Below are 23,160 nucleotides of genomic sequence, written 5' to 3'. Positions count from 1 at the left end.
GTCTATTTCGGATGAAGATTTTGTTTTTACAAACTCAGTTGATGGTATAAGAATAAAGACTCATCTGATATACCAATTGAATATTTGTTGGAAATTTAAATTCAAAGCTCATTTGCATTTTACCATAATATATCTTCAGTCTAATAGCCATAAAGATTCTTTCCAAGCTACTCGTCTATGAAATAAGAGATTTACCAATTCCTGTAAGTAATGCAAGTAGTTCCTATAAAAAAATCAAAAGTGAAGTTGATCAAATTCTTACGGCCAAAGAAAAAGATCCTGATGCTGACACCAGTGAGATGGAGGAAGAAATAGACCAACTTGTCTATGAGCTTTATGGACTGAGTGAGGAGGAGATTGGGATTGTGGAAGAGAGTGTAAATTAGGAATTGATAATTAAAAGTTAGTTACAAGAATGCGGATAAAATTTGAAGGAGAGTACAAATCACTTAAAAGTTTCGAAAGTGATGAATTAAATGAATTTACTGTAATAACCGGTAAGAATGGAAGTGGTAAAACCCAGCTCGTAAAATTATTTGAAAATAAAAGTCAGAACAATTTACAAGATGGTAATAAGCTTCAGGTAGGTTCTAATATCTCTTCAATTCAAATTGAGGGTATAAGTTCTTCATATACTCCTAGAGTTGGAGCTGATCGTTGGAGTCAACAAATGAAGCCTTTTTCAGACAAATTTTCTGAACTGGGAGATAATGCAAAAGAGCTAATTTCTTTAGTTATAAAAGAAGGTGTTAGTTTTGATGATATTCAAGAAGCTGAGTCATTGATCGAACTCTTCTCTGAGTGTGATGAGAAGTTTTCCAAGTCTTATTTAATACAGGTTATAAAAGAAAGTAATCATGCAAGGTTAAGAAATAATCAAACTGATGATAGGATTACCCAAGAAATTAAAAAATTATTTTCTAGATATAGGGACCTAATAATAGTTTTAAAGAAGATTTGTCAAATAAGAGATTGTAAACTAAGTGAAGTTAAACCAACCTACTTTACAAACACACCACTGCCAGAACGTTTTTTTGATATTAATGATCTATTCAATTCTCGGTTGCAAGATATTTTTTACGCATATGCTAAAAGAAGATATCTAAATGAGATAGAATACTTGAGGGGAAAGAAGTATGGATGGGATAAAACTGCTGTATCAGATTCTGAATTTGTTAAACAAAACAATCCACCTTGGGAAATTATAAATCAGATTTTAGAAGAACATGAAATTAATTATTACTTCGAAGGGATAAGTTTAGAGGATTTTTCTCCGGATAGTACAGTTGAATTCACTTTTCGAAAAAAATCAAGCGATACCTCTATAAGATTTTCTGATTTATCATCAGGAGAGGAGGTGATAATTGGTTTGATTATTAAGCTTTTCACAAGTGAATTTTACGAAGAAAAGCTTGAGTACCCCGATTTAATAGTTTTAGATGAACCAGATGCTCATTTACATCCTGAAATGTCGAAACTATTAATTGATGTATTAAATGAAACTTTTGTCAGGGATTATGGGATAAAAATTATAATGACAACCCATTCTCCCTCTACAATAGCTTTAACACCTGAGGAATCAGTTTATCAATTATCAAATGAACCTGAGACTGAGCTTAAAAAAAATACAAAAGGATGATGCGCTTGCATTATTAACAGAATATATACCTACCCTTAGTATTGACTACAAAAATCACAAACAAGTATTTGTTGAAAGCCCAACGGATAGAAAATATTATCAAATGTTGGCCGACAAACTTATTCAAGAAAAGGAACTTGAGAATAAGTTATACTTTGTTTCAAATTCCTCTGGTAAAGGTAATTGTAATGAGGTAATTAATATAGTTAATCAATTAAGAAAGGGGGGAAATAATAGCTGTTTTGGTATTATTGATTGGGATAAAACCAATGACAATAAAGATCATGTCCTGGTACATGGCAAGAACTATAGGTACAGCATAGAAAACTTTTTTTTCGATCCATTTTATTTAGTCAGTTTATTCTTAGAAATGGGTAATCCCCATAATGTAAGGGATGAATTGGGCTTTGCTGAACATTATAATCAGTATTTATTAGGAACAGAATCGGTTCAACGCTTGGAAGAAATAAGTAGTTGGGTTGAAAGTAAATTTCAAGATTCTTTTCAGAATTCAGATATGTCAGAAAGATTGGAAGTAGAATATTTGAATGGAAAAAAAGTCTCTTTACCTAAATATTTTTTGTTAGAAAACGGGCATTCTCTAGAAGAAAAATATAAAGAAGTATTCCCGGCTTTAAATAGCTTTAAAAATAATGGAGAACTTGTTGAAAAATTGATTGGAATAATGTGCAGATCTTATCCCTTCATACCCAACGAATCTGTTCAAGTTTTGAAACAAGTTTCTGAGAGCTGATTTTTTTGATGTCTTCTCCGGAAAATGGATTAAATATCTACTTTAATTTTAAGTTTAATGAAGAGTCATAAATGCGAAACATACAATCCCATCATATCATAAAAGAGTTAAAGAGGGAGTCGCACAAAGAGATATTTCAATTGAGATGATTTCTAGGAAAATTAACAAATTTACTTTCATCAACAGATAATATCTTTTAATGCCAAACCTAAAATACTGAAAAGATTTAAAGTATAAATGTCTGGTAGTCGACAACATTTTATTCCTCAGTTCCTTCAAAAGGGGTTTGCAAGTCATTCTGAAGGTGAAGAAATTTATACTTGGGTTTTTAGGAAAGAAGGAGAGCCATTTAATCCCAATATTAAAAATATTGGTGTAGAAGGTGACTTTTATACTTTTGGGGATGATTCTACTGCTGATGATCTAATCACAGACGCTGAGTCGGAGTTTGGTGAATTATTACATTTTCTTAGGGAAGAATCGCCTACTACTGTTAAAGCACCATTGATTCCTGAGCTTATTGCACATCTTGAAGTTACGGACCAGACACCTTGGTTAAACTTTCAAAAAATATCTGAAATGTTGGTCAGGCAACTTAACGATTTTATTACAGATGAAGATTTATTTCTAAATTATGCAAAAAGGCAGGCTGTTAATTCAGACTCATATATCTATAAAGAGTTAGTCGATCGTTTAGTTCAAGATACCGGGTATGATAGGAAAAATGCAGGATTCCTCTTGAAAATGTATTCTTCAAATCTTGGAGAGATGATAGATAAGGTCAGACCTTTTCTGCCCGAAATTGCGAAGAAAATGAGTGCTGAGCTTTCAAAAGAAAAAATAAAGTCTCTTGTTAAATCAGGTCATGTAGATATTTTAAAGAAGACAATTGCTCCAGAAGTAAGAAAAGATATCTATGAAGATTTTAGTTATCGCATAATTGAATTTGAAAATGAGGAATTAATTCAAGGAGATGCTCCTGTATTATTTAAAATAGCTGGCGAAGAGGGATATACAACTTTTATAGATAAAACTGTCGAACTAAAAGCAGTACTACTTCCACTATCTCCTAATAAACTTTTATTAGGGGGAGAGCATTTTAATCCTAAGGAGTCTATCCCCGATATTATTGCTCGTAATTCATTGGAGTATTTTATTACGGCAAATAAGAATTCAAAAATGTTTAAGTATCAGAATTTAATAGGTAGCGATGCTAACCTACTAACAAAAGAAGAGGTTGAAGAATTAGCATTTGATATTTTTACCGAATAATAGCCATGCGCTTTTACTCCTAACCTCCTTATCTACGGGCATCTCTCGTTAAGCCAAAAGTTTACCCTCTTTTAAAATAGCCAAACTATAACATTCCAATATGTCAAGTAAAAAACGTAAAAAACTTGACATATCTACCGATTAAATGCTATATTAATACAAGCTGTTGAAAGGCCATTAGCATAACACGTAGCATTATGAGTACTGCAAAACGAATAAAAGATAAAATTTCTTCCTTTGACGAAGGAACGACCTTTAAATATGACCAGCTTGGCATAGATAATAGCGAATACGTGGCTGCTACCAAGGCCATCGAGCGGTTGATATCCAACGATGTAGTAAAAAGGATTTCCAAAGGGCTGTTCTACAAGCCCAAGAAGTCGGTGTTTGGCGATTTAAAGCCTAATGAAGAGCAGCTGCTAAAACCCTATATGTACGAAGGCGACAATCGCATTGCTTATATCACCGGCTTGTCCCTGTACAATCGGATGGGGCTTACGACCCAGGTTCCCAAAACCATTACCCTGGCCTGCAATAAAAAAAGGATCAATACAGAGATCGATAACCTGAAAGTAAAATCGGTCAAAAGCTATGTGGATCCTACGGACGAAAACATCCGTTTCTTGGAGATCCTGGATGCCATAAAGGATTTCAAGAAAATCCCGGACCTGGATATCGATAATGCTATCGGGCAACTTCAAGGCCGCATACGTGATTTGAGTGATCGTGATAGAAATAAGCTGATTACCTATGCCCTGCAATATCCACCCCGCGTGCGTGCGCTGCTGGGAGCCTTGCTTACCGACCAGGAGTTCAATAGCGCCTTCCCTAAATTGAAGAATAGCTTGAATCCCCTGTCGAGTTATGAGTTCGGTAGTCTTAGCAGTAGCTTGCCCACAGCCCAAAACTGGAATATTGTTTAGATGAATCTACACGAAGACAGCGAAATTTTTAGGGATGCCATAAGGGCTACAGCCGACCATAAGAATATTCGGGAAATCTATATCGAGAAAGACTACTGGGTAACCTATGCCCTTCACGCCATCTTTCATTCCGACATGAAAGACGTTGCCGTATTTAAGGGAGGCACCTCCCTTTCCAAATGTTACCAGGCGATCAACCGGTTTTCGGAGGATATAGATCTTGTGGTGTTAGAAGATCCGGAGCTCTCCAACAACCAAATGGACAAAAGAGTCCGGGACGTTAGCAAAGTAGTCGATAATACTGATTTAGAGGAAGTGGAATTACCGGGAATCACCATGAAGCGTGGGAAAAACAGAAAAGTAGCCTACGAGTATGCGAAACATGAATACGGCCAGGCTTATGGCCAGGTCCGCGATAAAATCATTGTTGAGGTTTCAAGGCTGGGACATTTCGAGCCTCACGAAAAAGTAGAAATTCATTCTTTTATTGCCGATATGATGAAAGCGAGAGGCCAGGAAGCATTAATCCCCAAATATGGCTTAGCCCCCTTCCCAGTGAAAGTCCTGCGAATCGAACGGACCTTTTGCGAAAAAATAATGTCGCTGGTCCGGTTTTCACATGCCGAAAACCCGTATGAGGATCTCGGAAATAAAGTCCGGCATACCTATGATATTCACATGCTGTTAAAGCAACCCGCCATTCAAGACTTCTTTGAAAGCCAAAAGCTGGATGAGATGCTGCTTAAAGTCGGATCTGATGATATCGAAAGTTACGGCGATCAATACGACTGGCTGTATGAGCATCCTGCCTCAGCCCTACTTTTTGACAAACCGGAAGAAACCTGGGATAAGATCAAACCTGTTTATAACGGCACTTTTAAGGAACTTGTTATTGGTGAGCTCCCGGAAGATGATGCTGTACTTCAAGATATTAAAAGGGTTGCCGAACGACTTAAAGCTATCGATTGGGAGCTTGGGTAGGGATTACAACTAACCAGGCTGAATATATCCAATCAATACAACACCAGCCTTAAAAAGAGTTCAACTTACTCCGATTCTATTCCAAAATACTTATCGAACAACTCTTTTGACCGCTTTTCGCCTTCTTCTGTGATCACTACAGATTTAGCCTTCGATTTAGGATTGTCAATAAAGCCCTTTTCATATAGTCGATCCAGATGCTCCCAGCTGTGCCCTTTCCAAGCTCGGGTGCCAAATTTGTCTTCAAACATGGTAAGCCACAGAAGCGCCAGTACCACCTCGTCAACTTTATCTTTATCGTATTCCATCTGTCGTAAAATTTAGATTTCGGTTTACTGTGGTCACCTGTTACCACAAAAATTAGCCCGAAACCAATTTTGAAATAGAAGGGATGAACTGCAAGGGTTCAATTCGAAATAACAAATCAAACCAAGAAGAGTAATCTAAAGGCGAGATTAGGTGGCTGGACTTTTGGAAGTGGAAGTAGGCATTTTTAATGCCTGAGATTAAACATGCCCTTTTCAATAGAGTTGCACAATGTATTTAATAATAAGTATATATGGGACAATTTAGTAGCATAATGGTATGTTGGTAACAGATAAAAAAATCAGCCAATAATTGAAATTAAATACTTAATACTATGATTAAGCCAAATATAGAAGAAGAAATAAACAATCAGATTCAAGAAGAGTTTCAGTCGGCGTATGCTTATTTGGCAATGTCGGCGTGGTTTGAAGAAAAAAACCTTAGTGGCTTTGCAAGCTGGCTGAAAGCCCAGTGGCAAGAGGAAATAGAACATGCCATGAAGTTCTATAATCACCTGATTCAAAGAGAAGGGCGACCAATATTACAAGATATTGAAAAACCAAAAGTGCAATTTGATTCTCCGCGGAAAGCGTTCGAATTGGCTCTTGAACAGGAGCAGCATATTACGAAACGTATCCACAAGATGTATAAGCTTGCCAGAGAGGAAGACGATTATCCGCTCGAAAGTTTATTACTTTGGTTTATTGATGAACAGGTAGAGGAAGAAGAGATGGTGCAAGATATTATTGATAAACTAAAATTAGTTGGAGAAGACGGTTCTGGAATGTACTTACTGGATCGCGAGATGGGAGAAAGACAAGGCCAGAATGGAAAAGAAGCAGAGCAAAGCGAAAACTAAATATAACCAACCTATTATTAGTTGAGTTGGTTGTAAATGCCCCCCTGATTTAAGGGGGGATCTATTTGACTTTAAAATTGTTTTTAGAAGCACTAATATAATTCAATCAAAGCTGAATCGGGTAAAACCGTAGTTGCTTTTCCGTTAAATCACTGGCTGATACGCCGTGGAATGGCACATGTGAAGATACGTTAGCAACATCAGCATTAAATGGGATAACAATTTTTAGCAGCTCTGCTATTTTAAACGGTAAGATTTGACAAAGCCACCTAACGACATCCTATGTTAAAAGTACTTGGTATTGACTGGTACTTTTAATTAGCAGACATTCCTTCAAACGGAAGGTTGGTGGCGGCAGATTCAGCTTTCTTTAGGTGTCCGCCGGGGACTCATACGCATGATAGCTCGAAAGCTAGCGGGTTATCTAGGTCACCCCGGCGGGTCCAGTAGCGGTTTTATACCACCAAAGTAAGTCATTTTTTCTTAGGAGTAATCTAAAGGCGGGTTATATGGCGATTTTCCTTGTGGTATGGAGATCAATCAAAATAATTGAGATTCCAGTTAAGAGCTAATTTATTTTTCTTTTCAAAAGTTGGCAATTTGTCAATTATTGGTTTTCTGTGCGCTGCCCCTACAAGAATTAATGCTTTATTGTACTTATTCTGGTCGCTATAATTATAAATATTCTTAATTATCTCGTTTTCTCGTCTGTCCTGAATATCCAACCAGTCTTTAAACATTTGGGACAATTTTTCACGATTTTTCATTTTCACTATATCCGCTTCTAAAGCATGCAATCGTTCAAATAATTCTCCACATCGGTTGCTGTTCAGATATGGAAAACCTAATAGCTGTGACCATATTTCATGTTGGTTATATAAATCTTGGTATTCATTGAATTGGTTGAATACGGAAGTCATTTTATCAACATCATTCTTAAAACGACGCACGTCAATTAATTCATTTACGGCTAAGCCCACCGGAAAATGAGCAATAGGATGTTTTTGCAAATACCGTTTGATTGTATTTGTTTCTAGGTTACCAGTGTGCGACCCTTCATAAATTGTGGTAAATTTGTCGGAAGTAAGTTCTTCAAAAATTATTTCAGGACTAATTTGTTCAATAATTTTGTACAATTCATTCGAGTTACAAATGCCGCGTTCTTTATGAGCGGTAGCAATTAACGTGATTTCATACATAAACACATCTGATTTCAATTACTTTGATTATGCCACCTTATTTTTATGATTAAGTTAATTGCGCACAACAATGTCATAACACCAATACTTATGCAAAACATCGTTGATATGTACTTAGCCATATAACGATATTGCGCTTAAGGTACAGGCGGACTAATGTGAATTATTTAGTAGTATAATTTTAGTTATAAAACTTTCTGCAAGCAACCAACGGCGAGGCCTGTCACACTTGAAGCGCTGGTTATATTTCTTTTTTGTTCTGTTATTGGGTCAAATATTTTTGCAAAGTTATTGCAAGACTATCGCCCTTAAGCTTGGATTGGTCTTTTGTAATAACTTTTCGCTCAGGTCCCAATAGCAGATAATATGGTATTCCAACAATACCCATTTCCCGCACTTTTTTACTTCCACGCTTTTCATAAGCATGATACCAGGGCATTGCCATTTCATTTTCGCGAAATCTTACAACTTGTTCTGGATTTTCGTCTAAAGAGATACTTAGTATGGCAAAGTCAGATTCTCTGAACTCTTGATATGTTTCTTTCAATGCAGGTAGTGATTCTATACAAGGTCCGCACCAAGTTGCCCAAAAATCAATTAAAAGGTAGGATTCTTTAATTTCAGATAACGAAATTGTTTCACCCTCTTTCAATCCATTAAAGCTGTCGTATATAAGAGGTTCCCCTTTTTTGATAGGTTGTTCAGGAGCGTATCTGTCGTATACATAGGCTGTCCGAAAATGTTCAGGATGGTTTGATACGAGTTGTGTAAAATCTGAGTGCCACTCTTCTTTTTTATCTTTTTCATGATAATAGCGAAGGCGATTATATAACGCTTCACCTCGAAGTGCCTCAAAGGGGGTTTTATTTATAATCTTCGTAAGAACATCGATGTTACTTTTAATCCTGCTCGGTTTACTGCACTTGTTAAAACGGGAAAATGCATAATCCAAAGAGGAGAATCAGGAGATAGTTCTTGTAGGAAAGACTCCGCTTTTGAAACTGAAATAGACTCTGATTCTAGAAGTCGAAACTTTGCGATGTCAATAGCTTTTGAAACAGAACTGTCAGCGAATTCATCTTCAATTATGTTGATTTTATCGAGGAATTCGGAATAATCATAATCAGAAGATTTTTCACCCTTCATGTGGGCTAAACCTCGGTTAGTTACCATATTCCAGTATTCTTCAATCATGAGGGTATAAACGTTAGCGACTCCCTCCACACTTTTATGGACATCATTTAAAAATTGGACTTCCGGTTTGGCAGAGTTAACAATTTCTTGATAAGCTGATGGATCAAATTGAATGTGGAAAAGACTATCATCTGATGATTTGACTATGGTGTTAACATAGGATGTTTCAACTCCTTGACTTTCTTTCTGAAAAGTTATCTCTCCTGATGTGCCAGTAATGTTTCCACCCATGATATAACGATTTATGGCATACCGGAGTGTATCTTTATTTGATTCAATCTCTGCTTTCCATATGCCATTATTATCTTTCAACATTAATTTACCAGATCGTGAGTCAAAATCATTAAAATCCCCGACTACTCTTGGCTGGGTATTTGGAACCTTTGTTGGAGCACCAAGTTGCGCAGAAATTTCAACATCATTTTTTACTGGATTTATGAAAGTATATAGAGGTTGATATCCTGGAGCTGCAAATTTTAAAACAACGGGTTGTCCTTCAGGAAGAGGCAAGTTTATAGTGTTATCACCCTTGTTTGCCTGAGCTTTATAAGGTTTCCCCGTCCATGTTTTAGCAGCTTTAATTAATTGAAGACTAAAATGTGATAGGGTTTTGCCGTTTTGATCAGTTACTGTTGCTGTAACTGTAGGAGAATTATTCGAATTTTGAATACATCCTATCAACAAGAACAATGAGCAAAATATTGGTAGTAATCGTCTTGAAAGCATTTGATGAATTCTAAATTTTGAAAGAAATACAACGACATGGCGCATAACCAGCAGGCACCGGAGCGTCGAATTAATTATAAAACGAAAGATTAACTAATAAATGAAAGGGAGGCAACCAGATGGCGAGGCCTGTCCGCGTTAATGGGCGGGTTAGGTACCCAACTGATTTAATTAATTTTAAATGAAGGACCAACACTCATGTATTCGCCCCAAAAATTGAATCTGTAAACAGTCAGATTTAAACTGACATTTTTTCCAAATCCGATCGTATTTTTTACAAAAATGCCAAAACCTGAAAAATTAATTTTTCTAGTGTCGTAGTGAACTAAGGTATTCCCATTGTATCCAACTTCATCTACAAACTTTTCAGTACCAATACGATAAGATCCACCAGCGCCAATACTCCAATCAACTTTTCTGTCAATGAGTTTAAAATTTAGTCCTAGATCAGAATAAATACTTCGATGATAATCTTTAGTATTGACTCCAGGAATATTTTCATTTGGGCCGAGATCAACGAATCCATTTAATCTAAAATCTGCATTTAGATTTCCGAAGATTTTTTGTTCAACTTCTGCAGTAGGATTAAGTCCCCAAAAACCTACATTTGTTGAACCAGCAACATTTAAACCACCAAAAAACGAAGTTTGGGCAAAACTTGATGAAATTGTTAGAAAAAAGATGAACAGTGATGAAAATAGTTTCTTCATAAAAGTTGAGTTTTGAGTTGGTGTACCTAACGACATTGCGCTTAAGGAGCGCGCGAAAATATTGTTGATTGCTAAATAACGAACGAAGAGTTGAAAAACCAAAAAGCTGGCAAAGAATAGGCGAGGCGCGTCCGCGTTAATGCGCGGGTTATATTTCTATGATTTTGTGTTACCATGCAGCTAAAGGAAATTTGATGCCAACATTAAATTTCCAACCCGAACCTTTCGAATAAACTGTTCCAGTGTAAGTACGCCCCTGGTTAATTTGATATGAAACATCCATTTGTTCAATCTTTTGTAACCCCAAGGAATATTGAGCACCAATCGTTAAATCTATTTTCCTATACAAAGCAATATTAGCATCCAGACCTGCTTCGGCAAAAAACTTATTTTTACTTACAGAACTATTTTCAGCAGAATAATCAATACGTTCAGAGGGCGTGATATAGCTACCTTCTACACTGCCTAAATAGCCAGTTCGGCGACTTGTAAGCCAAGCGAAACCTATTTGTGGTGATAGACTGACTTTTTCAGTCCATTCTACATTTCGACCAAAATGAATAGGAATCTTGTAGGTTTCTAAACCACTTGAAAAAGATCTTTGGCCAAAAGAATTATTGCTGGATGTATTAAAGTAATAGGATTGTGATAAGTCATTCGCAAAAATACCAGTATGTAATTCCCAATTATTCTTTCTTAAAATAATCGGAAGTCCATAAGTCGAGGCTAAACCTAATCCTGGTTGAAGAATTCCATTACTGTTATCAACGTTAAAGGTATGCCTGTTGAAACCAATTGATAATCCTGTTTCTAACGTCACCTGAGCATATGCAGAGGCAAGAGATACAAACAATAATGTGATTAATATTGCAAAGAATTTACTCCATTGATGAAAAAGTCGCATAATTTTGAAATTAGTTAAAAGAAAGAAATATAACGACCTTGCGCATAACCGGCACACGCAATTCTGTTTTATTTAGCAACTAACGAAAGATGAGTTTTAAAACCAAGGGCGGCAAAGAATTGGCGAGGTGTGTCCGCGTTAATGCGCGGGTTAGGTAGCTGATTCACTTTCTTGATTATCTAGCAGTTTTATAAATAATTCCATTGAGCTTCTTATAGTGTAATATTCTCTTGCGGAATAAAGCAGAATGACAACAAGAGCTATCCAAGCAAAAACCCCCAATATTAAATCAAACCAATTAGGTTGAGCGCCATATTCAATAAAACTTATGATTCCATACCAAGAGCAAAAGAATACAGCCCAAGCGATAGACCAAAATATTTTTTTAGCTTTATTTATTTGCTCCTTGGCGTACTCTTCATACTGACCATTTTTCAAAAGCTGTTTATCTTTGTATAGAAAAAATTGAGAAGTATTGTTAAATCGCTCTTCAAAAAACTCTTTGATGATTTCTGATGTAGCCATTCTTTGAAAACTTTTTAATTAAAATTTGTGAAGCTACCTAACGACCTTGCGCTTAACCGGCGTGCAAAGTAGATGTTGATTAGATAAATAATGAACGGAAAGCTAAAAAGCCAAAATCTGGCAAGTGATGGCGAGGCCCGTCCGAGTTAATGCGCGGGTTAGCACCAAACTAATCTCTGAGTAGGCCAATATTTAGATTTATGGTTATACCTGCATAGGGTTGAATTGGATTATAATTTCCAAAAGCATTTACGGAAAGTCCGAAATGGTCAGCTTTTGATAATACAGCTTTAAGGTTTACTCCAATGCCATTCGTTATACTCTCCTTGCTTTCAAAATACGACCCATCTTGATCGGCCGTTTCATAGGTTTGAACAACTAAAACTCTACTATAACCTGCTAGGAGAATGAAGCGAGGTTGAAATTTATTGTCAGCTAATCCAATTAAGAAACTATAGCTAGATTCTGAAGCATCTGGACGCCCCCATAGGTAGACTTCTGAACTCAGATTATATTTTGCTGCGAGGGCAAGTCTTTTGTAGGGAAACACATATAGACCAGCATTTAGGGCAAGTGATTTTGTACCAGTACCGATTCCACCTGATAGGAACCAATTTATGTTATCTTCAGGAGCCTGCTGAGAGGATTGACCAAAAATAGGAGAACAGGCACAGCAAACAATAGTTAGAATAATTGATGTAACTTTAGCGATCATTGGATGAAATGAAGTTTGAGTGCTAACGACATTGCGCATAAGGGGCGTGCGCCAATGTGTTGAAATTGTTTACAAATGAAATTGTAACTATAAAAAGAGATGTTGGCAAGAATTGGCGAGGCACGTCCCACTTAATGCGCTGGTTAGGTATAGTGTCAAAAGTTTAACGGATCATCTGTTTTTTGTGCTTTAAAATCTCCTTCTACCAATACTTTTTCTGAACCTGAAGGTAAATTACTTACTTCTAGTGTTCCTGATATTAAATTAGCACTTTGCTCTGTGAATAGCTTATTGAACCATAACGAATAAACATTATTTCTAAACTATTTGGAACCACATAGAGACTATTAGAATCAGAATTATCAAGGTACAACGTATTTGAAGAAGTCATAGGCGTAACCAATAAGAGACCATAATTACTTGCAAAAGAACTGTCAGCTGAAGAGGTTCTTTTTCCACCAGTTAAGCTCAAGCGGAATTGTTTTAACGAATCATTAAGAGTTTGAAAAGTGAACTTAGCTTCCCCATCAAATTCATTTTCAATAGCACCTGTCGTTTTAGCTACGAACGTACCCGGATCTAATTTACTATCTCCAGAAGTAGAAGAAGATGAACAGCTGATGAGCAAAATAACTACGATTAGAGCAAAAAGTAATCTTGATGAAGTATTCATAATTGACATGAAAAGTTTTAGTTTTGTTTAACTATACCTAACGACATTGCGCATAACCGGCGTGCAAAGTAATGTTGATTACTTAAATAATGAACGGAAAGTTAAAAAACCAAAAATGTGGCAAGTGATGGCGAGGCACGTCCGCGTTAATGCGCGGGTTAGGTAGCTCTGTAAATTTGAGTAGGTTTGATCTTTTAGATTTTATTTTCATGCTAAAGAACCGGTTGGTCCTTTTTCTACTTTTGAAGGTTTCTTTAGAAAAATTCCCACAAGAAGAACGACGCCGGCAGGAATAATCCAGAGCATGAGAATGCCAAACAATTCAAAAGCTTGCTCTCTAATTGGTTGCATTACACGCAACTCACTTAATCGGCTAAAAAATGTGAACAGTACCATAAATAATGTCCAATACAAGGTAAAATACTTGCACCGATGCCAATTTCTACCACCCTTTCTAACTTCGCCTTCTTTTAGATTACGTTTTGCAAAGTAATTGGGTACAACAAAGGGGGTAAGAAAAAACGCTCCCAATGTCCATTTGACCCGATTATTATTCCGTTGTTGGGAATCAAAAAATATCCAGATTGCAAAAAGGAGAGGTAAGGTTGCTGGCTCTAGGAGATAATAGATCCACATCTGTACTTATTTTAATTAAGATTACTGCATTTAAAAACTGGCAATTAGATCATTAATACTTCAATTCTATAATCGAGCTACCTAACGACCTGGCGCATAAGCTGCGCACGGATTACTGTTGAATTAGCAACTAACGAAAGAGGAACCTTAAAACCAAGAGCGGCAACCAATTGGCGAGGTGCGTCCGCTTAATGCGCGGGTTAGGCGGAAAATTTCTCTTTCACATTTTTAAAATACTCTTTGCCTTGTTGATTACTTAGTGCTTTTATAAAAGAATAGACGGAAGCCAAGAACCACCAAACAAAGATGAAAATAAACCAATAGACTACTCGGGTGGTCCGTACGATAGCTTGATTATATTCTTGTAAATAATTGAGCAGCTGTTCATTAGATTGTATTTCTTTTACGGTTTCGGGGAACCCAAAAGTACTAAGTGAAGGAGTTGAAGGAAGCAAAAACCATAATAAAATTGATAAAAGGCCTACAGCAATAGTGTTGACTTTTAGCAGTGAAATTGCCTTTTCCAATTCATTTTTCTGTTTTCTCTGCCACAAGCTATAACCAATAATACATATCACTACTACAATTAATGCTGGGAGAAATATTGATTGGAAGTCAGATTCAAAGAGCATAAATCATTGATTTGATTGCGTTCTATTTTACGCCTAACGACCTTGCGCATAACCTGCGCACGGACTAATATTGAATTAGCAACTAACGAAAGAAGAGTCTTTAAAACCAAGAGGGGCAAAGAATTGGCGAGGTGCGTCCGCGTTAATGCGCGGGTTAGGCCAACTATTTTAGTCAATATCGTTTTCCCTTTCCCATTTATTTATCATTGTTGCTTTTAAAGTAGGTATGGCTTTTTCGAGACTGTTACAGCTTTCCTGATTAATTTCAAATAGTATCCATCGATCTTTTGCAATAGAATATTGCTTTTTCTCATGAAGTGATTCTTGATACTGAGATTTAATCTTTTCCCAATGATTTTGGTGGAGAATCTCTTCCATTGACCACATAAAATCACCAAAAGTATCTTTCGGTATTAATTCATCTCTTTCACATAAATAAATATATGCTAATGAAGAACCCATAGTTTTTGCACCATCATCTGTTATCCCAATTTTCTTGTCTAATGTGTCTGAACTAAATTTATTTGTTGAGGCTAATTCAAAGCTATTTACATCTGTATTGTTTTCTAACTTTTGGTAATGGGATTGCTGATTGAGGTCCATAGGACGACTTCCATTCCAAAGAAATAGCAATAGTAAAATTGCTAAAATATACCATACGATTGTCGATCTTTTTACAACCTTTGCAGTTGGTTTTATTAGCATTGCGATAAATGGGAAAAGACCAGTTGTTAAAAATACTAGCAGGCCCCAAATCAGTCCATCATCATAAGCAATACTAATTGCATCATAATTAAATGATGTACTAGTATATCCAAGCACATCATATGCTAAATAATTGTATTGGGTAATTGTTGATACGATTAATGAAATTAGCAGAAGAATAAAAACTGATGGATAAGATAAGTTTTCTGATAACTTCTTGAGCTTTTTCCTCATGATTTTTTATAAGATAAATATTTATGAATTAAGTTGGCCTAACGACCTGGCGCATAAACGGCGTGCGCCAGAATCTTGAATAAAAACAAAATGTACTATAGAAATTGAGTAACTTCAAAATCGGCGGGAAGGGCGAGGCGCGTCCGCGTTAATGCGCGGGTTAGGTATTTAATATTTTTATGAATAGCTGTGCAAGTGAGGTGCTAAAATGAAGACGAAATAAAGCCTCTTCTTTGTTACTTAGACCTCTATGTGAACCGTTAGAGCAACACATGGAATATAAACTTCTAGCTAAATTCCATTCATCAGGATCGATTATTTCCTTGTTTTTAAGATGTTGTAGCGCTGAATTTGGATCAGAAAAATCATCACCAGTTTTAACTTTGGTAATTTGAATAAAAAAATCTTCTAAAAACGATCTTATTTGGCTATTACAGGATTCATAGTTTGAATTTGAGTAGTTATCAATTGCCTGTTGATAGTGATTTAAGGCAATATTGAAGCCCAGACTATCAAGGTTATTTTCAATTTCCGATAATTCTTCAACTACAGAAATTGGTTCCGGATTTATCTCAAAGAATTTTGCCGTCTTTTACAGAATAGCCATATGATTCAAGAAAGATTTATTAAGTTCCTCTACATACTGATTATTTGAAATCTGATATTCTGATAGATAAGAAAAATAATCCTCAATAAAATTTTTTAGATTAAAATCATGTGAAATTGAATCGACTCGCGATTCTACTATTGCAACGAGAGAAGTTGATTTATCTGTCTTATTTACACCTTCAATGTAATCTTCTAGCTCATATAGTTTAGCTAATTGATCAATTTCTGAATGTCTTAAAGTATTTTCGATTGTCCTTGCAAGTTTTATATAAGCTCTTCTATCAAATATCATTTTTGAAATTTAATTAAATACCTAACGACATTGCGCATAAGGTGCGCACGTAAATTGTTGAATTGTTAAATAACGAACGAAGAGCTTAAAAACCAAGAGCGACAAAGACTTGGCGAGGTGCGTCCCCTTAATGCGCGGGTTAGGTAGCCATATAGTTTATTTTCTATTTGCTGTAAAATTTACCGTGCCTTCTTTTTCGAGCATTTCTGCTACCTTCAAAGCATTCGTTACAATCTCGTCAGGATATTTATTGATCGCTAATAACTTAATGGCATTTCTTGTGGATGAATGACCTTCCTTAATTTTATAATCGAAGTTCATGGTTTGCCCATCAACAGTTTCTGTAAAATGGTAAAACTCATAATCCTCTCCCAACAAGTCGACAAGTTCAAGATCATGTGTTGAGGCTAACACAAAATTAGACTTATTCCTAAGCCATTTTAGTACTTCCAGCGATGCTGAAATCCGTTCAATAGTGTTTGTTCCACGAAATATTTCATCTAATAAAAACAGATTGCGATACTCAGAATCAGAAGCCAAATCAATAAGTTTCTTTACTCTGTCAACTTCTCCCAAGTAAAAGCTTTTTCCTTCCTGTAGGTTGTCTTCACGTCGCATAGAAGTAATAATGTTACAAAACGATAGTGTGGCTTGATCTGCAAAACAAAAGTTTAACGTTTGGGCAAATAGCTGGTTTATTCCGATAGTTTTTAAGAACGTTGTTTTGCCCGACATGTTAGATCCAGTAATTAAAATTCCCTTTTGTTTAATGTTGATTGAGTTAGCAACGGGTTGATCTATTAGCGGGTGATAGGCTTCGTTGTAGTTTAACTGAGTGTTACTATTGGCAAACTTGGGATGGCAGTATTCAGAAAGACTTGATTTAAAGGAGGATATGGCTAACATCGCATCTATGTATCCAATAGTGTAATATAGTTTTTTAAGAGTGCCTTTATTCCGAGCAATACTTTTTACCGAAAGCGTGAACATGTTAATTTTAAGTAGCAATAGAATATTGAGGTAATCCCAAAACAGTCCACCCAAGCTATTATGGTTTCCTTCGTGAAGGTATGTATGAACACGTCGGTTTAACTTAGAGAGCTTTTGTGATTGGCTACGCAAAGAATCTCCGATGAGACCTAAAGGATTTTGGCAATTTGAATCTAATTCTCCAATTGCTTTGGCTTGAGTTAAAAGTGGTGAAATACCGCTCAATGCTAATGTATATCGCCTAATTCTTTTACCAACGATATATTGAACAATCATATTCAACACTGGGATAATACCTAAGCCGAGAAAGAAAATAGGATTCACAAAACCTAAACCGATACAGCAAAGAACCAGGCAAGGAACAAGCAATAACGCATTGTACCATTTCGGTATTTGGGGAAGATCATTAAATAATAAATTCGGCAGACGCCAAATTTGGGCATTAGTTAGTTCATTAAGTTTCAATTGCAGTTCAACGCGAAAACTTTCGTCTCGGAATATTTCGACAAATTGTTTCCGCTTTTCTAATTCCTCGGCATCGAATATCGGCGAACGAAGCATATCATATAATACTTGCTGTCCAACGGGGGTAATCGTATGATCAATTTTGCTATAAATGTCAGCTAAGTTTAAATCATCCCAAGTATCATCATCAATTTGGTAATTCGTGGAAGATTCTTTCAGATAATCATGATAACTGCGAATCTGTCCCCAATTGTAGGTTTTATTCTTTGGCTTTCCCCAATTATTCTTAAACCATTGCCTTATCTTCTTTTTCTTTTGATACCTTTTGTATATCCAAAAGCTTAGTATGGCTATACTTCCAAGAAGAATTGATATAAAAGTTTGCATGAACTTCTAAAACTCTAACTTGAATACTATTTACGTTGGCTACCTAACGACGTAGCGCATAACCTGCGCACGGATTGATCTTGAATTAGCAACTAACGAAAGAAGAGTCGTAAAACCAAGAGCGGCAAAGAATAGGCGAGGTGCGTCCGCGTTAATGCGCGGGTTAGGTTGCTAAATAATTTGGTAAAGGCAGTTTCAATCAATCTGCTTCAGTTGTTTTGGAGTTAGCACTTACACTCTGACTTATATTATTGGCAGTTCGATAATGAATAATATTAATCCATCCTAAGGCAGCAAAAATGGTGAACACCATTAAATTGTCTTGCAACGAATCAACATGTTCAAATCCAAGACCAACTAACATTGCAAGTATGATAACTGACATACTTATAACTTGAGTTTTCGAAGTTGAAGAATCCATTGCTACAAAATATTTATTGAATTATCGGGTAAAAATTTAATAAGAAACTGAAGTTAAGTTGAAGCAACCTAACGACATTGCGCATAACCTGCGCACGAATGAATGTTGAATTTGCAACTAACGAAAGACGAATATTAAAACCAAGAGCAGCAGAGAATTGGCGAGGTGCGTCCGCGTTAATGCGCGGGTTAGCTGTAAACTATATTTTGTTTAGGTAAAAAAATTAATCAGCTGAAAACTCATTTTGTTTATACAATTTATACAGATGATTTGTATGAATTGAAGAAATACCCAAGAATCCTAAACAGCCAATTGCGGAGAAACCTATTCTCCAAGAGGTATTGGTGTTTAAGCTTTCTGCAAAAATGTAGATAGAAATTAAAAATATACCATATACAAAGATGGATTTTGAGATATGTTTTGCTTTGAGTCGTTGAATGCCAAACATTTTTTTAATTATTTGGAATTAGTAGTTAAATATTTGTCTAAACCGTAAATAAATGCCAAGCCGGAAACTCCGACTAGTATTGAATAAAAAGTTTGGTAAAGAAAACTTCTCTCGTTTCCAATTAAGTAATAATCAATCAAAAAGAATGAAATTGTAAATAGTACAAGCCAGAGAATCGGTTTTGAAGGTCCCATAAATAATGAATCAATTTACTCATGTTTACAGCTAACGACATTGCGCATAAGCTGCACACGCATGAATATTGAATTAGCAACTAACGAAAGATGAACTTTAAAACCAAGAGCGGCAAAGAATTGGCGAGGTGTGTCCGCTTAATGCGCGGGTTAGGTGTATTTTATTCAACTGTAACTTGAAATTCTTCTGTAACATCGCTTAGGCAACCATCACCGGCTTCTACCTGAATTCTTCCAATGCCTTGCTCTCGAGGAGTTAAGACGAGAATAAAACTATCTCCTTCTTCTCTAATATTACTGTCGATATAATCTACTCCTTCAATAATTTGGGTAAAGTAGCCAAGAGATTTATTTGCAGTATGTTCAAATACCGGAGGATTAGAGAGGTCAATTGTATGCTCTCCATCCTCAAGGTGAATTGTTATATCTGGGAGAGGATTTTCTACAACAATGTTTCCTTCACATTCTTCCTGTAATGTACAGCCCGAAAAAACAATAGTAATAATAGTAAGTAGTGTCAGTAATTTCTTCACAGTAGATTAATTATTGAATACACCTTAACGACATTGCGCATAAGGGGCGTGCAAAACAGCGCTGAATTTGTTTTAAAATGTACTACGGAAACTGACAAAATCGAAACCGGCAGCCAACGGCGAGGCACGTCCCACTTAATGCGCGGGTTAGGTACCGCAAATTTTTAATTAATGCTAAATGAAGGTCCAATGCTCATATATTCACCCCAGAATTCGAACCTGTAAACTATGATATTAAGACTTACTGATTGACCAAAATCGATTGTGTTTTTCACAAATACTCCAAATCTTGAAAAATTATTTTTCTCAATGTGGTAGTCAGTGAGTTCTTCGCCATAATAACTAGCACTCTGCAGATATTGTTCGCTTCCTATTTGATAAGATCCACCTGCGCCAATACTCCAATCAACTTTTCTATCTATGAGTTTAAAATTTAGCCCTAGATCAGAATAAACACTACGATGGTAATCACTGACTTTGACATTGGGCAGTAGTTCTTCATGTGGAGCTAGATCATGAAATCCGTTCAAACTAATATCTGCACTAAGTCTGGGTGTTAATTGATGTTGTGCTTCGATAGTTGCACTGACTCCCCAATAACCCACATTCATAGAACCAGTAGCATTTAGTCCAGCAGACAATGATGTTTGTGCAAAAGTTGATGATGCTAATGTGAAAAGGATGAAAGTTAAGAGGCTTATTTTTTTCATGATGAAGTATTTAATTAAGCTAATAGTTATTTGAGGTACCTAACGACCTGGCGCATAACCGGCACACGCAATTCTATTTATTTTGCAACTAACGAAAGAGAAGTCTTAAAACCAAGGGTAGCAGAGGATTGGCGAGGTGTGTCCGCGTTAATGCGCGGGTTAGCTGTAGCTATTATTTACCAACCAATTCTTCTATTTTGTTTTCGAGTTCTTTCCCCCGTAAATGCTTAGCATGAATTTTTCCATCTTTACCAATGACATAAGAATCTGGAATCCCGTTGATACCATAAGCTTTTGTAATAATATCGTTTTCATGTTTTGGCTGTAAAACATGGGACCACGTCATTTTCTTATCTTCGATGAACTTTTTTATTTCCTCTTTATTTTTATTTAAAACAATACCGATAAGTACAACATTATCATCTTTATATTTTTGTTGAATCGATTTTAACGTAGGTATTTCAGCGATACATGGCCCACACCACGTAGCCCAAAAATCTAATATGATCACTTTCCCACTTAATTGAACAAGAGATAAACTATCGCCAGTAACGGTTTGAGCTGTAAAACTTGGAGCTTGTTGTCCGATATTGAGTGATTCCATTTCATGGATATAACGAAGGGCTTTATTTACATAGAAATCTTCCCCGTCCAAATTAACTATTTGTTGAAATAAGCTAATTGCTTTGTCTTTTTGATCATCCTCTAGGTAATATTCACCTAAGAAATATAGTACAGCTGATTTATTGGTAGTTCCCTCAACGCGATCTTCCAAATCATGGAGAAGGGATATAAAGTCATTCATATTTCTATCATCACTTTTGCGATAGGCTGATCTCACATAAAGAAAAATTTGTTTCCACAATTTAGAGTTGGCGGGGAGCTTGGAAATTGCTTCATCAATTTCTGTTACTGATTCAGAATTTGCCCATAACATAAATGACTGCCAACCTGCATTGATACCTACTTTCTCGATTTGGGACTCTTCAAATAATAGTTAAAATATATTGATGCATATTTATTCTGTAGACTATCAGCACTGTTTGACTGCTCTAATTTCTGGTCAGCATTGTCCATGTAAACGGAAAATGCGGAGTCGGATTTCATATAGCCATTTTGCGCAAATATTTGGTTGGCTAACAGGAAAAAAAGAATAGAGACTGATATAATAACTCTCGATAATAGTGGCATTGTATTTTATTTGTTGAAATTTAAAAAGCTACAGCTAACGACATTGCGCTTAACCGGCGTGCGGTTTAGTGTTGAATTAAAAACAAAATGTACTACAGAAATTGGCTAAACCAAAACCAGCAATCAACGGCGAGGCACGTCCGAGTTAAAGCGCGGGTTAGGTAGCTGATTCCCTTTCTTGATTATCTAGCAGTTTTATAAATAATTCCATTGAGCTTCTTATAGTGTAATATTCTCTTGCGGAATAAAGCAGAATAACAACAAGCGCTATCCAAGCAAAGACTCCCAATAATAGATCAAACCAATTGGGTTGAGCGCCATATTCAATAAAACTTATGATACCATACCAAGAGCAAAAGAATACAGCCCAAGCGATAGACCAAAATATTTTTTTGGCTTTATTTATTTGCTCCTCAGCGTATTCTTTATACTGACCATTTTTCAACAGCTGCTTATCTTTGTATAGAAAAAATGAGAAGTATTGTTAAATCGCTCTTCAAAAAACTCTTTGATGATTTCTGCTGTAGCCATTCTTCGAAACTTTTTAATTAAAATTTGTGAAGCTACCTAACGACATTGCGCATAAGGGGCGTGCAAAGTCGCGTTGAATTTGTTTTTAAAGTATACCGTGGAAACTGACAAAATCGAAATTGGCAACCAACGGCGAGGCACGTCCCACTTAATGCGCGTGTTAGGCCTACTTTTTATTAAGGATAAAAACGCGTTGTGGGTTATTTGATTCTATCCATAACACTCCACCAACCGTTGCCAAACCAACCAATGTTTTATAAAGGATATTTCCATATGCCTGTCCTAATTGTTCACCGGTACAGCTATCACTCTTACAATTAGGTGGTGGCAAAGAGGTAAACAAAATAGTTCCAAGACCTGCTGCAAGAACTCCAACTGTCGCGATTTTAATTCTCTTAGCTTTAACCTTCTGTATTTGTTGAATAGAAGATTTACCATTTGACCAAACTAAAGTGTCATTTGAAGTCACTTTTAGACTATTTGTTTTAACTGTTTCTCCATTTTGGAGCACGAGTTGGAAGTTGGAGTTGCGATTCTTTTCTAAGAATTGCTCAAGCTCAGTTACTTCTCCTTTCTTGACGATACTCTGAGTAGCACAGGCTTGGAATAGTAACAAGCTAAAAAGCAAAATTAGAAATTGTAGCTTCATGAGTATTTAGTTTACTAAGTAGGCCTAACGACATTGCGCATAACCGGCAGGCGCAACAGTGTTGAATTAATTATAAAACGAAAGATTAACTAATAAATGAAAGGGAGGCAAGGGAATGGCGAGGCCTGTCCGCGTTAATGCGCGTGTTAGGTG

26 protein-coding genes are annotated in these 23,160 nt (G+C 36.2%); 6 read left to right on the top strand and 20 right to left on the bottom strand.

Translation table 11 applies throughout. The features are described from left to right. Positions 1-415 precede the first annotated feature (415 nt). From U5J89_RS09485 to U5J89_RS09465, 5 genes are all read left to right on the top strand, one after another. Positions 416-1,639 (top strand): ATP-binding protein, encoded by a 1,224-nt coding sequence (locus U5J89_RS09485; RefSeq protein WP_322575382.1) that lies wholly within the window; start codon positions 416-418, stop codon positions 1,637-1,639. Further along, positions 1,599-2,393, top strand: a complete 795-nt coding sequence (locus U5J89_RS09480) for a DUF4435 domain-containing protein (RefSeq protein WP_322575381.1) — start codon at positions 1,599-1,601, stop codon at positions 2,391-2,393. The genes U5J89_RS09485 and U5J89_RS09480 overlap by 41 nt, the downstream gene beginning before the upstream one ends. Before the next feature lie 237 nt (positions 2,394-2,630). Continuing rightward, positions 2,631-3,665 carry a DUF4238 domain-containing protein gene (locus U5J89_RS09475; RefSeq protein ID WP_322575380.1) on the top strand — a complete coding sequence of 345 codons (1,035 nt, stop codon included), beginning with the start codon at positions 2,631-2,633 and terminating at the stop codon, positions 3,663-3,665. Positions 3,666-3,862: 197 nt separating this feature from the next. Further along, a complete protein-coding gene (locus tag U5J89_RS09470) occupies positions 3,863-4,588 on the top strand; it encodes a DUF6088 family protein (protein ID WP_322575379.1) in 726 nt (241 codons plus the stop codon). Then, positions 4,589-5,569, top strand: coding sequence for a nucleotidyl transferase AbiEii/AbiGii toxin family protein (locus U5J89_RS09465; protein ID WP_322575378.1), 981 nt, complete (start codon positions 4,589-4,591; stop codon positions 5,567-5,569). It begins immediately after the preceding gene. Between the two features lie 65 nt (positions 5,570-5,634). Here the strand turns inward: U5J89_RS09465 and U5J89_RS09460 are convergent, their stop codons facing one another. Next, entirely contained in the window at positions 5,635-5,877 is a 243-nt protein-coding gene (locus U5J89_RS09460) for a DUF6429 family protein (RefSeq protein WP_322575377.1), read from the bottom strand. Between the two features lie 332 nt (positions 5,878-6,209). On the opposite strand from U5J89_RS09460, the gene U5J89_RS09455 reads away from it, so the two are divergent. Then, positions 6,210-6,734 carry a ferritin gene (locus tag U5J89_RS09455; protein ID WP_322575376.1) on the top strand — a complete coding sequence of 175 codons (525 nt, stop codon included), beginning with the start codon at positions 6,210-6,212 and terminating at the stop codon, positions 6,732-6,734. A 536-nt stretch (positions 6,735-7,270) separates the two neighbouring features. Here the strand turns inward: U5J89_RS09455 and U5J89_RS09450 are convergent. From U5J89_RS09450 to U5J89_RS09360, 19 genes are all read right to left on the bottom strand, one after another. Continuing rightward, entirely contained in the window at positions 7,271-7,933 is a 663-nt protein-coding gene (locus U5J89_RS09450; RefSeq protein ID WP_322575375.1) for a hypothetical protein, read from the bottom strand. A gap of 262 nt (positions 7,934-8,195) precedes the next feature. Further along, complete coding sequence (locus U5J89_RS09445) at positions 8,196-8,885, bottom strand: TlpA disulfide reductase family protein (protein ID WP_322575374.1); 690 nt, start codon at positions 8,883-8,885, stop codon at positions 8,196-8,198. Further along, entirely contained in the window at positions 8,801-9,898 is a 1,098-nt protein-coding gene (locus U5J89_RS09440; RefSeq protein WP_322575373.1) for a hypothetical protein, read from the bottom strand. The genes U5J89_RS09445 and U5J89_RS09440 overlap by 85 nt, the downstream gene beginning before the upstream one ends. A gap of 122 nt (positions 9,899-10,020) precedes the next feature. Further along, the gene (locus U5J89_RS09435) at positions 10,021-10,563 is read right to left on the bottom strand and encodes a hypothetical protein (protein WP_322575372.1); all 543 of its coding nucleotides are present in this window, start codon (positions 10,561-10,563) and stop codon (positions 10,021-10,023) included. A gap of 169 nt (positions 10,564-10,732) precedes the next feature. Next, a complete protein-coding gene (locus tag U5J89_RS09430) occupies positions 10,733-11,467 on the bottom strand; it encodes a hypothetical protein (protein ID WP_322575371.1) in 735 nt (244 codons plus the stop codon). A gap of 150 nt (positions 11,468-11,617) precedes the next feature. Beyond that, positions 11,618-11,992 (bottom strand): hypothetical protein, encoded by a 375-nt coding sequence (locus tag U5J89_RS09425; RefSeq protein WP_322575370.1) that lies wholly within the window; start codon positions 11,990-11,992, stop codon positions 11,618-11,620. A gap of 169 nt (positions 11,993-12,161) precedes the next feature. Then, positions 12,162-12,707, bottom strand: coding sequence for a hypothetical protein (locus tag U5J89_RS09420; RefSeq protein ID WP_322575369.1), 546 nt, complete (start codon positions 12,705-12,707; stop codon positions 12,162-12,164). 259 nt (positions 12,708-12,966) lie between these two features. Beyond that, complete coding sequence (locus U5J89_RS09415; RefSeq protein ID WP_322575368.1) at positions 12,967-13,380, bottom strand: hypothetical protein; 414 nt, start codon at positions 13,378-13,380, stop codon at positions 12,967-12,969. Positions 13,381-13,587: 207 nt separating this feature from the next. Continuing rightward, positions 13,588-14,016, bottom strand: coding sequence for a hypothetical protein (locus U5J89_RS09410; RefSeq protein WP_322575367.1), 429 nt, complete (start codon positions 14,014-14,016; stop codon positions 13,588-13,590). A 200-nt stretch (positions 14,017-14,216) separates the two neighbouring features. Beyond that, positions 14,217-14,648 (bottom strand): hypothetical protein, encoded by a 432-nt coding sequence (locus tag U5J89_RS09405; protein WP_322575366.1) that lies wholly within the window; start codon positions 14,646-14,648, stop codon positions 14,217-14,219. A gap of 168 nt (positions 14,649-14,816) precedes the next feature. Further along, a complete protein-coding gene (locus tag U5J89_RS09400; RefSeq protein WP_322575365.1) occupies positions 14,817-15,587 on the bottom strand; it encodes a hypothetical protein in 771 nt (256 codons plus the stop codon). A gap of 592 nt (positions 15,588-16,179) precedes the next feature. Next, a complete protein-coding gene (locus tag U5J89_RS09395) occupies positions 16,180-16,488 on the bottom strand; it encodes a hypothetical protein (protein ID WP_322575364.1) in 309 nt (102 codons plus the stop codon). 156 nt (positions 16,489-16,644) lie between these two features. After that, positions 16,645-18,330: a MutS-related protein gene (locus U5J89_RS09390; RefSeq protein ID WP_322575363.1), complete on the bottom strand. Its 1,686-nt coding sequence runs from the start codon at positions 18,328-18,330 to the stop codon at positions 16,645-16,647. Positions 18,331-18,529: 199 nt separating this feature from the next. After that, complete coding sequence (locus tag U5J89_RS09385; protein WP_322575362.1) at positions 18,530-18,751, bottom strand: hypothetical protein; 222 nt, start codon at positions 18,749-18,751, stop codon at positions 18,530-18,532. Between the two features lie 803 nt (positions 18,752-19,554). Continuing rightward, entirely contained in the window at positions 19,555-19,926 is a 372-nt protein-coding gene (locus U5J89_RS09380) for a hypothetical protein (RefSeq protein WP_322575361.1), read from the bottom strand. A gap of 164 nt (positions 19,927-20,090) precedes the next feature. Further along, positions 20,091-20,636 (bottom strand): hypothetical protein, encoded by a 546-nt coding sequence (locus tag U5J89_RS09375; protein ID WP_322575360.1) that lies wholly within the window; start codon positions 20,634-20,636, stop codon positions 20,091-20,093. 172 nt (positions 20,637-20,808) lie between these two features. Further along, positions 20,809-21,573, bottom strand: a complete 765-nt coding sequence (locus U5J89_RS09370; protein WP_322575359.1) for a TlpA disulfide reductase family protein — start codon at positions 21,571-21,573, stop codon at positions 20,809-20,811. A 411-nt stretch (positions 21,574-21,984) separates the two neighbouring features. Beyond that, positions 21,985-22,272, bottom strand: a complete 288-nt coding sequence (locus tag U5J89_RS09365) for a hypothetical protein (RefSeq protein ID WP_322575358.1) — start codon at positions 22,270-22,272, stop codon at positions 21,985-21,987. A gap of 252 nt (positions 22,273-22,524) precedes the next feature. Next, a complete protein-coding gene (locus tag U5J89_RS09360; protein ID WP_322575357.1) occupies positions 22,525-23,007 on the bottom strand; it encodes a hypothetical protein in 483 nt (160 codons plus the stop codon). Positions 23,008-23,160: the final 153 nt, after the last annotated feature.

Origin of the sequence: Fodinibius sp. (assembly GCF_034521915.1) — a bacterium.
Lineage (GTDB): Bacteria > Bacteroidota > Rhodothermia > Balneolales > Balneolaceae > Fodinibius.
Note: the sequence above shows the minus strand (reverse complement) of the source record. Positions and strands in the feature narration are given on the sequence as shown.